The sequence below is a fragment of the Streptomyces sp. Mut1 genome, from assembly GCF_030719295.1.
In the GTDB taxonomy this organism is placed as follows: domain Bacteria; phylum Actinomycetota; class Actinomycetes; order Streptomycetales; family Streptomycetaceae; genus Streptomyces; species Streptomyces castrisilvae.
Window position 1 is genome coordinate 101,102 of record NZ_CP120997.1, and the last position, 12,072, is coordinate 113,173.

Below are 12,072 nucleotides of genomic sequence, written 5' to 3' on the forward strand. Positions count from 1 at the left end.
CGGGACGTGGCGACGCCGTATGCCACCGGCCCGGCCGCGGGCGGCTAACGTGTCCGTATGTCGTCCGTGAACCTGCGTCATTCGGTCCGGGCGGTCGTCCTCGACGAGGACGACCGCGTACTCCTGTGCCGGTTCACGATTCCGGAACCGGCGGGCACGGTGGTGTGGGCGGCGCCCGGCGGAGGAATCGAGCCGGGCGAGACACCTCTTGACGCGCTCCGCCGTGAACTGCTGGAGGAGGTCGGCCTGCCGATCGGGACCGATCCGCCGCACGTGTGGCACCAGGAGGTCGTAGCCCACGGACACGCCGCGGGCTACGACGGCGTCGTCAACGACTACTTCCTGGTGCGCACCGCTTCGTTCACTCCGCGCGGGACCTTGTCCGACGAGCTGCTTGCCGCCGAGCACATCAGCGGCCTGAAGTGGTGGCACCCGCGCGAAGTCGCTTCCTACACCGGATCCGACCTCTTCTCTCCCCGTGACCTCGCAACCCTTTTGCGGGCGTTGACCGCCTTCGGTGTCCCGGCCGAACCGGTGCTGCTGGGCCTGTGAGCGGGCCGCCTACTCGAAGAACTTCAGGCTCCAGCCGATGTCGGTGTTCGGGCCGGGGACGTTGGCCCTGCTGTAGGTGGTGTTGCCCCACCAGCAGAACGAGCCGGTGTACCAGTAGCGGTTCGCCCAGGAGTACGGCGTTCCCTTCGGGACCGCGTGGAACATCAGCGGAAACGTGGGGCCGGCGGGCGGGCTGGTGGCTATGTCGCCGTCGAGCAGGACGAATGTGTGGTGGCCGGGGCCGTTGACGTACAGGGTCGGGTCCCAGCCCTGCATCATCGTGGCCCGGTTGGAACCGAACAGGCAGCCGTTCGACTTGTACCAGTCCCACACGTACGTCGGGTCTCCGCCCGCCCGCAGCCTCAGGTCGGCCAGGCAGTACTGGTCGCTCCAGCTCCCGTTGGCCGAATAGACGATGTGCAGCTGCCCGTTCGGATCCATGATCGCTTCCGGGGCCTCGTTGATGAACGGGTTGCCGACGACCCGCTCCCAGCTCTCGCGCGGCTGCGAGATCACGTACCGCCCGCCGGTCGGGGTCGTCGGTGAGCTCATCCGGGAGATGTAGAGGTTCTGCTCGACGTTGGTGTCGCCCGCCCAGCCGGACCAGACGAACCAGCGGGTGCCGCCGAAGGTGAACATCGTGCCGTCGATGGCCCACTTGTCGTCGGGCAGGGCCAGCTTCGTCTCCCCCGTGTAGCCGCTGTCGGGGCTGGCCGAGCTGATGACGTACATCCGGTGCGCCGCCGCGCGGCCCGCGGAGAAGTAGATGTAGTAGCGGCCCCCGTCCCGCACGATCTCCGGGGCCCAGACCTCTCCGCGGTCCTGGGTGTCCGACCACACCTGCCGGGCGGGCGCGTCGGCCAGGCCCGCGGTCGACGACGCCTGGCGCACCGCGACACCGCCGCCGGAGGACTCCACCGAGATGTAGGTCGATCCCACGCGCAGCACGCTGGGATCCGCCGCGCGGTGCGTGGTCCGGCCCGCCTGCGCGGGCCCGGCGGAGAACAAGGACAGCGCCACGGCCAGGAGACCTGACAGCGCGAAGGCGGTGAGTCCGGAAACGCGGTGGGTGAGCTTCATCATCGGCGGTCCATCGATTCGTCTCCGCTTCGACCCGATTACATCGATGTAAGAACGTACGCACAGCAGCATGGCGAATTGTAGTGCCCATGTCAACAAAAGGTGAGTGACGAGTCCCCCGCGGGGCCGCCTCTCGTCGGAGGCGGCCCCGGGGCCGGGTCACGGGGTCACGAGTGCTCCGACGCGGCGGAGTCGGCCCCCGCATCGGCCTTCATTTCGCCTTGGCCTCGCTCTTGAGGATGCGGGCGGACTTGCCCAGCGAGCGCGCCATATCGGGAAGCTTCTTCGAGCCGAACACCATGATGACCACGAGCGCCACGATGAGCAGGTGCCACGGTTCCAGGCCGTTGCGGAGCAACACGCCACCCCATTTCCGTTGTCGTTGCCGTTGTCGCCAGTGGAGTGCGTCCGGGACGCCCGCACACCGACATCGGTTGCTGCATTGCGCAACTGTACAAGCCTTGTCGGTCGGTGTGCACGGGGACCTGCACGCGCGCCCTCGTCGCGTCAGGAAGGCGAGGGCCGCCGCGTAGCCGGTCAGGACGGCCGTGAGCAGCGGGTAGTGACGCCCACCGCCGCCAGTGCCGCGCGCCCGGCCGGCTCCGGTTCATACCGTCTGGTCGAGGTCCTGGGCGTAGTGCTCGATGGCCGGCCGGTACGGGCGGATGCGGGGATCGTCGCTCGTCCTCGCAATGATCTTCAGCAGGATCCGCATGGCTTCGTGGTGGTGGTCCGTGTTGAACAGGGCCATGGCGAGGAAGGTCTGCAGCGCGCCGTCCTCGGGGAACTCGGCGAGGCCACGTCCGAGCGTGCTGACGGCGTCCGCGTAGCGTCCGAGGATCCGGTAGGTGCTGCCGAGCCCGAGGTATGCGCCGTGCCGGTCGTCGGCGGTCAGGCCCTCCGTGCCGAGACACTGTTCGTAGTAGGGGACGGCTTCGGCCTCCAGCCCCAGCACGTCATGGACCCAGGCGGTCTGGTAGGCCACTTCGGCGTCGTGAGGATGGCCGGCCGCGAGGGCGACCAGTGTCTTCCGCGCCTCTTCCGGCCGTCCCTCTTCGCGCAGTCGGACAGCGGCTCTCAGCAGATCGTCTCGCGTCGCTTCACTCATGGCTCCATTGTCGCGGGAGCGCTTGACCTGGAGTGCACTTCACGTCCCACCATGACGGGCATGGATATCACCGGCCCCCAGGTCGTCCTGGGAACCATGGATTTCGGCACGCGCGTCGCCCCCGACCGGGCCTTCGCGGTCCTCGACTCCTTCGTCGCGGGTGGGGGTGTGTGGCTCGACACCGCCAACTGCTACTCCTTCTGGAACGACCCCGGCGGTGTCGGCGGCGCCAGCGAGCAGGTGATCGGCGCGTGGCTCCGGGCCCGCCCCGGTGTACGCGACACGGTGCGGATCGCGACGAAGGTCCGGCACAACCCGCTCGTCCCGCACGCGCCGCAGAGCGCCGAAGGTCTCTCGGCGCGCGCCGTTCACTCGGGTGTGGAGGAAAGCCTGAGCCGCCTGGGAGTCGATCACGTCGACCTGCTCTGGGCGCACGCGGAGGACCGTGGCGTTCCGCTGGAGGAAACGGTCGGCGCCTTCGGGGAGTTGGCCGCGAAGGGCGTGGCCGCACGGGTCGGAGCGGCGAACCACGCCGCGTGGCGGGTCGAACGCGGCCGTTCGCTGGCGCGGGAGCGGGGTGTAACGCCGTGGACGGCCCTGCAACTGCGTCACTCACTCGTTCAGCCCCGCCCGCTCACCCCTCTCGCGGAGGGCGGCCACCGGCTGCTCACCGCCGAGGATCTCGACCTCGCGCGGTCGGAGGGGCTCGCGGTGTGGTCGTACAGCTCGCTGATGTGGGGTTCGTACGTGCGCGCCGACAAGCCGCTTCCCTCCACCTACGATCGCCCCGGGACCGCGCGGGTCCTCACGGTCCTGGACGACATCGCCGGGGAGCTGTCGGCCACACGGAACCATGTGGTCCTCGCCTGGCTGATGCGCCAGGGAATCGATCCCATCGTTGGCGCGAGCCGGGTGGAACAGGTCGAGGAAGCACTTGCCGCCCACCGTGTGCGGCTCGATGACGGGCACATGGCGCGCTTCGCCGCGGCGCGGTAGCGGCGTATGCGGCCGGCCCCGGCCCCCCATGCCGTCATCGCCTTCGCCCGCCCTCCACCCTGCGCATCCCGAGAACCGCGAGCACCAGTCGTGACGAATCCGCCGGCGCGGCACACGTAGCGCGAGTTGCCGCATGCGGACCGTTACCCGCACCATGGACGTATCGTCCGGGTCCGGCTCGTCCGGCCTCACCGCCAGGGACGGGATGGGTGCGGCATATGGCCAGGTACTTCGAGAACGGCACCGGTGACCTCGTCTCCGACGCGCTGTCCGGCTTCGCCCGTGCACACGCGGATCTCGTCCGTTACGACTCCGCCAACGGATATGTCACCGCCCGGCACACGGCGCCCGGACGGCGGGTGGGCCTGCTGTCGGGCGGGGGGTCCGGGCACGAACCACTGCACGCCGGATACGTCGGAGCGGGCATGCTGGACGCCGCCTGCCCCGGGCGGATCTTCGCCTCTCCGCACAACCGGCAGATCTTCCGTGCCTCGCTCGCGGTGGCGGGGCCGGAAGGTGTGCTGCACATCGTCAAGAACTACACGGGTGACCGGATCAATTTCGGCATCGCGGCCGAACGTCTCGCCGACGCGGGAATCACCTGTTCGCGGGTACTGGTCGACGACGACCTCGCCACCGAGTCCGAGAGCATCGCGGCCGGGCGCCGCGGTACGGGCGCGACGGTGCTGCTGGAGAAGGTGCTGGGCGCGGCCGCGGACACCGGCATGGGACACGGGCGGCTGGCGGAGCTCGGCACCGCCCTGGCGGGCCGGTGCCGCACGCTTGCCGCCGCCTCGGCCGCCCATCACTCTCCGGCCACCGGTGAGCCCGCGTTCGTGCTGCCGGCCGGTGAGCTGGAGTACGGGGTGGGCATCCATGGGGAGCGCGCCGCCCGGACCCGGGACCAGGGTCAGGTGGGCGACCTGGTGGAGGAGATGACGGGCGCTCTGCTGGACGCGGTGCGGCCCGGACCCGAGGAGTCCGTCGTGGTCCTCGTCAACGGGCTGGGTTCGGTCACCGCCCTGGAGTTGTACGGCATCTTCGGTGAGCTGGGCCGGGTGCTGGACGACCGGGGGGTGCGGCTCGCCCGGCAACTGGTCGGTGACTATGTGACGGCACTGGACATGCGGGGTTTCTCCCTCACTCTCATGGCCGCCGACGAGGCCACGCTGAATTTCTACGATGCGCCGGTCCATACCCCGGCTCTGCGGTGGTGAGCGGACGGCGGGCCGGGCTCCCGGCATCCCGGAACCGGAAGCACGAGGAGGGCCCATGACGAGCAACGCTCTCGACGGCGCGCGGACCCGTGAGTGGGCGGAGCGCTTCGCCGCCTCGGTGTACGCAACCGAGGCCGAACTGACCGCTCTCGACCAGCAGGCGGGCGACGGCGACTTCGGTGCCAACCTCGCCGCCGGGGTCGGGGCCGCGGCCCTGCTGCTCGACCGGGCCGCGGATTCGGCCGGTCCGGCGGAGTATCTCGGCGCCATGGCCACTGCCTTTCTCGACGAGGTGGGCGGAACCAGCGGGCCTCTGTTCGGCCTGCTGTTCCAGGCGTTGAGCCGGGCGGCCGGTGCCGGGTCCGGACTGACGGCCGACGCGCTCGCCACCGGCGCCGCCCAGGGTCTGGCCGCCATCCGCCGGGTGGGTGACGCCGCGCCCGGGGACAAGACGCTGGTCGACGCCTTGGCCCCGGCCGCCGCCGCACTGCGGACGGCGCAGGACGCACCGCCCGCCACTGCCCTGGCGGCGGCTGCCGACGGGGCGTGGCTGGGCGTGCGGGAGACGGCGTCACAGGCGGCGCGCATGGGGCGGGCGAGCTACCTGGGCGAGCGCGCGACCGGGGTTCCGGATCCCGGGGCGGTGGGCGTGGCCCTGTTCTTCGCCTCCGCCGCCGGGACGGTGCGGTCTCTGGCACCCCACCTCACCGACGGCTGACCGGGCGCCCTGTCCGACGGTTCCGGGCCGGACCGTGCCTATTCGCCGAGCCGGCTGCGGGCCCATGTGAGCAGTTCGGAGTCGGCGAGGCTCGCGACCCAGAGGTCCGCCAGCTCTGCGTCCGGGCCCGGCGGGCGCGTTCCGATGCCGATCACGCGCAGGCCCGCCCGGCGGGCCGACTCCATGCCGGTCAGCGAGTCCTCCACGGCCAGCGCCTCGTGCGGCGGCACGCCGCAGAGGCGGGCGGCCGCTCTGTAGACGTCCGGCTCCGGTTTCGGCCGTACGTCGTCGCCCGGGACCACCACGTGCTGGAAGCAGCTGAGGAGTCCCGCGCGGGCGAGGCACGACTCCACCATGGAGCGGGGGCAGTTGCTCGCCACCGCGAGCGGGCGGTGGCGAGCGGCCAGCCGGACCAGGGCGGCGGCTCCCGGCATGGTCACCGGGTCCTGGTCGACCAGTGCGGTGAAGGTGTTCAGCAGCGTGCCGGCGAGGTCGTCGACCAGGTCCGGTTTGCCGGTCTCCTGCGCCATGAGCGCGCCGCACTCGGTGTAGTGCACGCCCTTCGCGCGGTCGGCGAAACCGGGGGGCGGGTTGAGCCCGAAGATCCGGAAGGTGATGTTCCGGGCCTCCTGCCAGTGTCGTTCTGTGTCCATCAGGGTTCCGTCGCAGTCGAAGACGATGGCGGACGGAGACCAGGAAAGGATTTGATCAGCTGTCATGTAAGTGCCGTTCTCGGAGGCTGCGCCGACCGGTTCGGGATGGGGGCGCAGACGGGTGCCCAGTGGGCACGCGTGAGGGGTGGGAATCGGATGCAGGCGCTGCCCTGCGGCTACTGCGATCAGCTCGATCCGCTGATCACGCCGTGCCGGACATAGGCCTGTGGAAACGGCCGGTCCGAAACATCATGGTCGTTACGTTAATTTGGCGACTTCAATTTCCGCAATCACCAATTCGAGTGCATTGAAAAGTCCCGGCCTCGGCCGGCCGCACTCCGCAGGGACCCGCGAAGGGAAGCGCGCCGACAACCGCCATACGGGCAACACGCCTGATGAAGTGGGCTTTCAGGCTCATCTCCGCTTCGATCGGTGGTGGATTCCACACACCTACCGAAACGTTTCTTCCGACATAACGTCAGATTGCGCGGAGCCGCCCGGACGCGCACCACGCAAGGAATAATAGGATCTTCGCGCGATGCGACTACACCCTCAACGGAGGAGTGGAATGAACCTTCACGTCGCAGCGCTAGCACGTTTGAGCGAAGGTGGAACAGGTGCAGGACAGGGCGCGCGCAACTCGCAAACTTTTGCTGGAATCAGCGGCACATCTATTTGTCGAACGCGGATATACGGGAACGAGTGTCAATGACATAAGTGATCACTCGGGAAAGACGAGTGGAGCGATTTATTTCCACTACTCCAGCAAGGAAAAACTCGCGCTTGCCGTGGTCAGGGAGCAGTTCGCCACCTGGCCGCAGCTCGTCGCCGCCTACGCCGCACCGGGCGTCCCTCCTCTGGAGAAGCTGGTCGCCCTCAGCTTCGGTGTCGCGCAGTCGCTCAGCGAGGACGTCCTGGCGCGGGCCGGCGCGCGGTTGTGGGCCGAGCGCCGCGCCATCGAGGCCCCCGTGCCCACGCCCTTCGGCGCCTGGGCCCTCGCCGCCACCCGGCTCCTCGCGCAGGCCCGTACGCGAGGCGAACTCGCCGAGGGCATCGAGCCGTCGGCGGCTGCCGTGACACTCGTATGCGGGTTCTACGGGCACTGCACCCTGACCGATGAGATGCCGGGCAGGTGGGACTGGCGCGAACGGCTCGACCAGTGGTGGCAGTTGGTCCTCGCGTCCTTGCAGGCGCATCCCGATCCGGCGGCCCTGCTCACCCGGGCACGGGCCCGGATTCCCGCGCAGACGAGTGCCCGGGACCGGAGCAGGGCGGCGGACCCCTCACCGAAATCGGCCGCGTCCGCCGCCACCTGAACCACCCGCCACCGGGCCGGCCCGCAGGGCGCAGTCAGCAGCCGCGCCGACCCCCGGACCCTGCCGTACAGCCGTCCGGCCTCGCGCCCCGGACCGCCATCCGCGTGACGCGCATCACGCACTCGGACATCTTGACGCCCCATCCTCAAACCGGTTTGGTTGACCTCGTTCGAGAAGTCAAACCGGTTTGAAGGCGGGCCGTCACCGGTCCACCGGCAGGAAAGTTCAGGCGCCATGGCACGCAAACCCACCATCGCGGACGTAGCCCGTCGGGCAGGCGTCTCACGTGCCACCGTCTCCTTCGCCCTGAACGACCGGCCCGGTGTCGCCGAGGAGACGAAGCGGCGTATCCTCGCCGCCACCCAGGAGCTCGGCTGGACCCCCAGCCGTAAGGCCAGGGCGCTCTCACTCGGCAAGGCCGGCGCGTTCGGTCTCGTTCTGGCGCGCGATCCGGAGCAGATCGGGGCCGACCCCTTCTTCCCCGCGTTCATCGCCGGCGTCGAGGCCGTCATCGGCCGGCGGGGCGACGGGCTCATGGTCCATGTGACCACTCCCGGACAGGAGCAGGGCGTCTACCGGCGGCTGGCCGCGGAGCAGCAGGTGGACGGGGTCCTCCTGACCGACCTGCGCCGCGACGATCCGCGCCCCGCCCTTCTGCGGGAGCTCGGTCTGCCCGCCGTCGTGGTCGGCCAGCCGGAGTGGGGCGGCGGACTGGCCGCGGTGAGTCTGGACGACGAGCCGGCCTACACGGCCGCCGTCCGGCATCTCGCGGAGCTGGGTCACCGGCACATCGCCCACGTCGAGGGGCCGCAGGAATTCCTGCACGCCCACCGGCGCCGGACCGCCTGGGAGCAGACCCTGCGCGAACTCGGCCTGCCCGAGGCGCCGGTGCTGCCCGGAGGGTTCACCCCCGAGGGCGGCGCACAGGCCACCAGACAGCTGCTGACGTCCGCCGAGCCGCCGACCGCGATCGTCTACGGCAACGACCTCGCCGCCATGGCGGGGCTCTCGGTCGCCCAGGAGCTGGGTGTCCGGGTTCCCGGTCAGCTGTCGCTGGTCGGCTACGACGACGCACCCCTGACCCGGTACAGCTACCCGCCGCTCGCCTCCGCGCGTGCCGACGCGCGGGGCTGGGGGGAGGCCGCGGCCCGCACCCTGGACGCGGTCGTCGCCGAGGGCGTCGCCGATCATGTGCGGCTGCCACCGGCCCAGTTCGTGCCCCGCGCTTCGATGGGGCCCGCTCCCCGCCGCTGACGCGCCGGGCAAACGTACCGGTCGTGCCGGCGACGGCCGGGAATTCCGTGTGGCGACGAGGCCACGCGTGAACAGTTCGGAGATCAATCATGCTGAGGAGAACGGCGTACGCGCTGCTCGTGCTCGCTCTGGCGGGCACGGCGACGGCCTGCGGCCGGTCGGCTCCCGATCCGGCCACCGCCGCCGAGGCGCGCGGCCCGATCACGGTCTGGCTTTCCAACAACGCGCAGGAAGTGCAGTGGGGCAAGGCGATGGTCTCCGCGTGGAACGCGGGCCATCCCGGCCAGCACGTCACGGCGCAGCAGATCCCGGCGGGCAAGACCTCCGAGGAGGCCATCAGCGCCTCGATCATCGCGGGGACGACAGCCTGTCTCGCCTTCAACACCTCGCCCGCGGCGGTGCCGACGTTCCAGAAGCAGAACGGGCTCGTCTCCCTCAGTGACTTCCCGGACGGCGAGAAGTACATCACCGAGCGCGGCGGCGGCCTCACCGGCCAGTACCGCTCCCCCGACGGCGCGTTCTACCAGCTGCCGTGGAAGAGCAACCCGGTCATGATCCTCTACAACAAGAAGCTGTTCGCGAAAGCCGGCCTCGATCCCGAGCACCCGAAGCTCGCCACCTACAAGGACTTCCTCGAAACGTCCCGCACGCTCGTGCGCAGCGGTGCCGCGAAGGCGGCGATCTGGCCCTCACCGAGCAGCGACTTCTTCCAGCCCTGGTACGACTTCTATCCGGCGTTCGCCGCGCAGAGCGGGGGCAAGCAGCTGATCGAGGACGGCAAGCCGCAGTTCGACTCGGCGGCGGGCCACCGGGTCGCGGAGTTCTGGCGGACGCTGTACGCGCAGAAGCTGGCACCGCAGGAGGCGTATCCGGGCGACTCGCTCAACGACGGCAAGGCCGCCATGGCGACGGTCGGGCCCTGGGCGGTCGCCGCGTACAAGGACAGTGTGGACATCGGTGTCGTGCCGGTGCCGACCGCCGACGGCGCGAGCGGCACCTACTCCTTCAGTGACGAGAAGTCCGCGGCGATGTTCAGTTCCTGCGAGAACCGGGCCACCGCCTGGGACGTGCTGAAGTTCGCGACCTCCACCGCGCAGGACGGGAAGTTCCTCGAAGCGACCGGCCAGATGCCGATGCGCGAGGACCTGACGTCCGAGTACGCCGGCTACTTCGAGGCGAACCCGACGTACCGCGCCTTCGCCGACCAGGCGCAGCGCGTCGTCGAGGTGCCGAATGTGCCGGGTTCCATCGACATCTGGCAGGCCTTCCGCGACGAGTGGACGAAGTCGGTCGTGTTCGGCCGCGAGTCGACGCGGACCGGGCTGCGCAACGCCTCGTCCGAGATCACCGAGCTGCTGAACGAGTACGGGGACCCGTCATGAGCGTGAACCTGGACGCGGCGCCCGGCGCCGTGCGTACGAGCGGGCCCGCCCCGCGCCGCAAGGACCGCGGTCTCTCCCGCGTCGGGGCGCTGTTCGTGTCGCCGTACGTGCTGTTCATCGTGGTGGTCTTCGCCGTGCCGCTGGTCTACACGGTGTGGATCTCCTTCCACCGCTTCTACTTCACCGCGCCCGGCACGAAGATCGACTCGCCCTGGGTGGGTCTGTCGAACTACCGGGACGTGTTCACCGATCCCGTCGTCGGCCAGGCGTTCCTCAACATCCTGATCTTCCTGGTCATCAACGTGCCGCTGACGGTGGGCCTCTCGCTCGTCCTGGCGACCGCGCTGAACGCGAAGATCCGGGGGCGCTCGTTCTTCCGTGCGGCGTTCTACGTCCCGTACGTGACGGCGAGCGTCGCCCTGGTGGCCGTGTGGCAGTTCCTCTTCGGCTCGGACGGGTTCGTCAACCACCTGCTGGGATCGCACGCCCCTGACCCTTCGTGGCTGGTGAACTCGCACCTCGCGATGCCGATGATCGCCGTCTTCGTGACCTGGAAGCAGCTCGGCTTCTTCGTGATGCTGTATCTGGCCTCGCTGCAGAACGTCGGCAAGGAGCTGTACGAGGCGTCCGCCATGGACGGCGCCGGGCGGGTGCGGCAGTTCTTCTCGGTGACGGTGCCGGGCGTGCGGCCCGCGACCACGCTCGTCGTGATCTACGCGATCATCACGGGCGCCAACCTGTTCAGCGAGCCGTATCTGCTGACCGGGGGCGGCGGCCCGGACCACTCCTCCACCTCGCCCGTCCTGCTGATGTATCAGAAGGGCATCGAGCAGGGCCACCCCGACTTCGCGGCCGCTCTCGGCGTCGTTCTCGTCGCCTTCGTGATGATCGTGTCGCTCGCCGCCCGCAAGCTCACCGAGAGGGGCGACTGACATGAGCGCCACCACATCCCGGCCCGCCCGCCGCTTCCGGGCAGGCGGCGCGGTCCGCTACGTCCTGCTGTCGCTCGGAGCCGTAGCCTTCCTGTTCCCCTTCTACTACATGATCGTCGGCTCGCTGCGCGGGACGACGGTCGGCGACCTGTCCGCGGCCGTCCCGTCCGGCCTGACCGGCGACAACTACGCGGCGGTCAACAGCGCGATCTCGCTGGGCCGGTCCCTGCTCAACTCGGGGATCATGACCATCGGCGTGCTGATCTGCACGCTCGTCTTCGGGGTGCTCGCCGGATACGCGCTGGCGCAGCTGCGCTTCCGCGGCAAGGGGGCCGTCTTCGCGGCCCTGCTCCTCGTCCAGATGATCCCGTTCCAGCTGCTGACCCTGCCGCTGTACGTCCTCGTCGTCCGCGACTACGGGCTCGGCGACAACTACCTCGGCATGATCCTTCCCTTCGCGATCAACTCGACGGCGGTGTTCCTCTTCCGCCAGTTCTTCGCCCAGATGCCGCAGTCGCTGTTCGAGGCGGCCCGGATCGACGGCGCGAGCGAGCTGCGCATCCTGTGGAGGATCGCGTTGCCGATGGCCAGACCCGCCGTGCTGACCGCGCTGCTGCTGACGTTCATCGGTCCGTGGAACGAGTTCCTGTGGCCGTTCCTGGTCACCAAGAACGCGGACATGCAGCCGCTGGCCGTCTCCCTCGCGAGCTTCCTCTCCAATCTTCAGGGCACGGTGGCCAACCCGGCCGGTGCCCTGCTGGCCGGCGCCTGTGTGCTGGCCTTCCCCGCGGTGGTCCTGTTCCTCCTGTTCCAGCGCCACTTCACCTCTACCGACATCGACTCCGGAGTAAAGGGCTGAACGCC

General features: G+C 69.8%; 12 protein-coding genes and 1 pseudogene. 9 read left to right on the forward strand and 4 right to left on the reverse strand.

The window, feature by feature from the left end; genetic code table 11:
* The first annotated feature begins 57 nt into the window (after positions 1–57).
* Positions 58–552 (forward strand): NUDIX hydrolase, encoded by a 495-nt coding sequence (locus P8A18_RS00420; RefSeq protein ID WP_306050626.1) that lies wholly within the window; start codon positions 58–60, stop codon positions 550–552.
* Between the two features lie 9 nt (positions 553–561).
* Here the strand turns inward: P8A18_RS00420 and P8A18_RS00425 are convergent, their stop codons facing one another.
* The 3 genes and pseudogenes from P8A18_RS00425 to P8A18_RS00435 all read right to left on the reverse strand — a co-directional run bounded on the left by P8A18_RS00425 (position 562) and on the right by P8A18_RS00435 (position 2,740).
* Positions 562–1,632, reverse strand: a complete 1,071-nt coding sequence (locus tag P8A18_RS00425) for a glycoside hydrolase family 43 protein (protein WP_306060601.1) — start codon at positions 1,630–1,632, stop codon at positions 562–564.
* Between the two features lie 167 nt (positions 1,633–1,799).
* Positions 1,800–1,990: pseudogene (gene tatA / locus P8A18_RS00430) on the reverse strand (Sec-independent protein translocase subunit TatA).
* A gap of 249 nt (positions 1,991–2,239) precedes the next feature.
* Positions 2,240–2,740, reverse strand: a complete 501-nt coding sequence (locus tag P8A18_RS00435; RefSeq protein WP_306050630.1) for a tetratricopeptide repeat protein — start codon at positions 2,738–2,740, stop codon at positions 2,240–2,242.
* A gap of 51 nt (positions 2,741–2,791) precedes the next feature.
* Here P8A18_RS00435 and P8A18_RS00440 point away from each other — a divergent pair, with 51 nt between their 5' ends.
* From P8A18_RS00440 to dhaL, 3 genes are all read left to right on the forward strand, one after another.
* Positions 2,792–3,736, forward strand: coding sequence for an aldo/keto reductase (locus P8A18_RS00440; protein ID WP_371933624.1), 945 nt, complete (start codon positions 2,792–2,794; stop codon positions 3,734–3,736).
* A gap of 218 nt (positions 3,737–3,954) precedes the next feature.
* Positions 3,955–4,953 carry a dihydroxyacetone kinase subunit DhaK gene (locus tag P8A18_RS00445; RefSeq protein WP_306050634.1) on the forward strand — a complete coding sequence of 333 codons (999 nt, stop codon included), beginning with the start codon at positions 3,955–3,957 and terminating at the stop codon, positions 4,951–4,953.
* A 55-nt stretch (positions 4,954–5,008) separates the two neighbouring features.
* The gene (gene dhaL / locus P8A18_RS00450) at positions 5,009–5,671 is read left to right on the forward strand and encodes a dihydroxyacetone kinase subunit DhaL (RefSeq protein ID WP_306050636.1); all 663 of its coding nucleotides are present in this window, start codon (positions 5,009–5,011) and stop codon (positions 5,669–5,671) included.
* A 38-nt stretch (positions 5,672–5,709) separates the two neighbouring features.
* Here the strand turns inward: dhaL and P8A18_RS00455 are convergent, their stop codons facing one another.
* Entirely contained in the window at positions 5,710–6,390 is a 681-nt protein-coding gene (locus tag P8A18_RS00455) for an HAD family hydrolase (RefSeq protein WP_306050638.1), read from the reverse strand.
* 551 nt (positions 6,391–6,941) lie between these two features.
* On the opposite strand from P8A18_RS00455, the gene P8A18_RS00460 reads away from it, so the two are divergent.
* From P8A18_RS00460 to P8A18_RS00480, 5 genes are all read left to right on the forward strand, one after another.
* Positions 6,942–7,640, forward strand: a complete 699-nt coding sequence (locus tag P8A18_RS00460) for a ScbR family autoregulator-binding transcription factor (protein WP_306060603.1) — start codon at positions 6,942–6,944, stop codon at positions 7,638–7,640.
* Between the two features lie 234 nt (positions 7,641–7,874).
* Positions 7,875–8,894 carry a LacI family DNA-binding transcriptional regulator gene (locus P8A18_RS00465; protein WP_306050640.1) on the forward strand — a complete coding sequence of 340 codons (1,020 nt, stop codon included), beginning with the start codon at positions 7,875–7,877 and terminating at the stop codon, positions 8,892–8,894.
* Between the two features lie 89 nt (positions 8,895–8,983).
* A complete protein-coding gene (locus P8A18_RS00470) occupies positions 8,984–10,276 on the forward strand; it encodes an extracellular solute-binding protein (protein ID WP_306050642.1) in 1,293 nt (430 codons plus the stop codon).
* The gene (locus tag P8A18_RS00475; protein WP_306050644.1) at positions 10,273–11,208 is read left to right on the forward strand and encodes a carbohydrate ABC transporter permease; all 936 of its coding nucleotides are present in this window, start codon (positions 10,273–10,275) and stop codon (positions 11,206–11,208) included. The genes P8A18_RS00470 and P8A18_RS00475 overlap by 4 nt, the downstream gene beginning before the upstream one ends.
* A 1-nt stretch (position 11,209) precedes the next feature.
* Positions 11,210–12,067 (forward strand): carbohydrate ABC transporter permease, encoded by an 858-nt coding sequence (locus P8A18_RS00480; protein ID WP_306050646.1) that lies wholly within the window; start codon positions 11,210–11,212, stop codon positions 12,065–12,067.
* Positions 12,068–12,072 lie beyond the last annotated feature (5 nt).

Bases quoted from the DNA above. Each gene is read 5' to 3' on its own strand.
- P8A18_RS00420 (WP_306050626.1), top strand. From the start codon at position 58: ATGTCGTCCGTGAACCTGCGTCATTCGGTCCGGGCGGTCGTCCTCGAC.
- P8A18_RS00470 (WP_306050642.1), top strand. From the start codon at position 8,984: ATGCTGAGGAGAACGGCGTACGCGCTGCTCGTGCTCGCTCTGGCGGGC.
- P8A18_RS00475 (WP_306050644.1), top strand. From the start codon at position 10,273: ATGAGCGTGAACCTGGACGCGGCGCCCGGCGCCGTGCGTACGAGCGGG.
- P8A18_RS00480 (WP_306050646.1), top strand. From the start codon at position 11,210: ATGAGCGCCACCACATCCCGGCCCGCCCGCCGCTTCCGGGCAGGCGGC.
- P8A18_RS00440 (WP_371933624.1), top strand. From the start codon at position 2,792: ATGACGGGCATGGATATCACCGGCCCCCAGGTCGTCCTGGGAACCATG.
- dhaL (WP_306050636.1), top strand. From the start codon at position 5,009: ATGACGAGCAACGCTCTCGACGGCGCGCGGACCCGTGAGTGGGCGGAG.
- P8A18_RS00435 (WP_306050630.1), bottom strand. From the start codon at position 2,740: ATGAGTGAAGCGACGCGAGACGATCTGCTGAGAGCCGCTGTCCGACTG.
- P8A18_RS00455 (WP_306050638.1), bottom strand. From the start codon at position 6,390: ATGACAGCTGATCAAATCCTTTCCTGGTCTCCGTCCGCCATCGTCTTC.
- P8A18_RS00445 (WP_306050634.1), top strand. From the start codon at position 3,955: ATGGCCAGGTACTTCGAGAACGGCACCGGTGACCTCGTCTCCGACGCG.
- P8A18_RS00465 (WP_306050640.1), top strand. From the start codon at position 7,875: ATGGCACGCAAACCCACCATCGCGGACGTAGCCCGTCGGGCAGGCGTC.
- P8A18_RS00425 (WP_306060601.1), bottom strand. From the start codon at position 1,632: ATGAAGCTCACCCACCGCGTTTCCGGACTCACCGCCTTCGCGCTGTCA.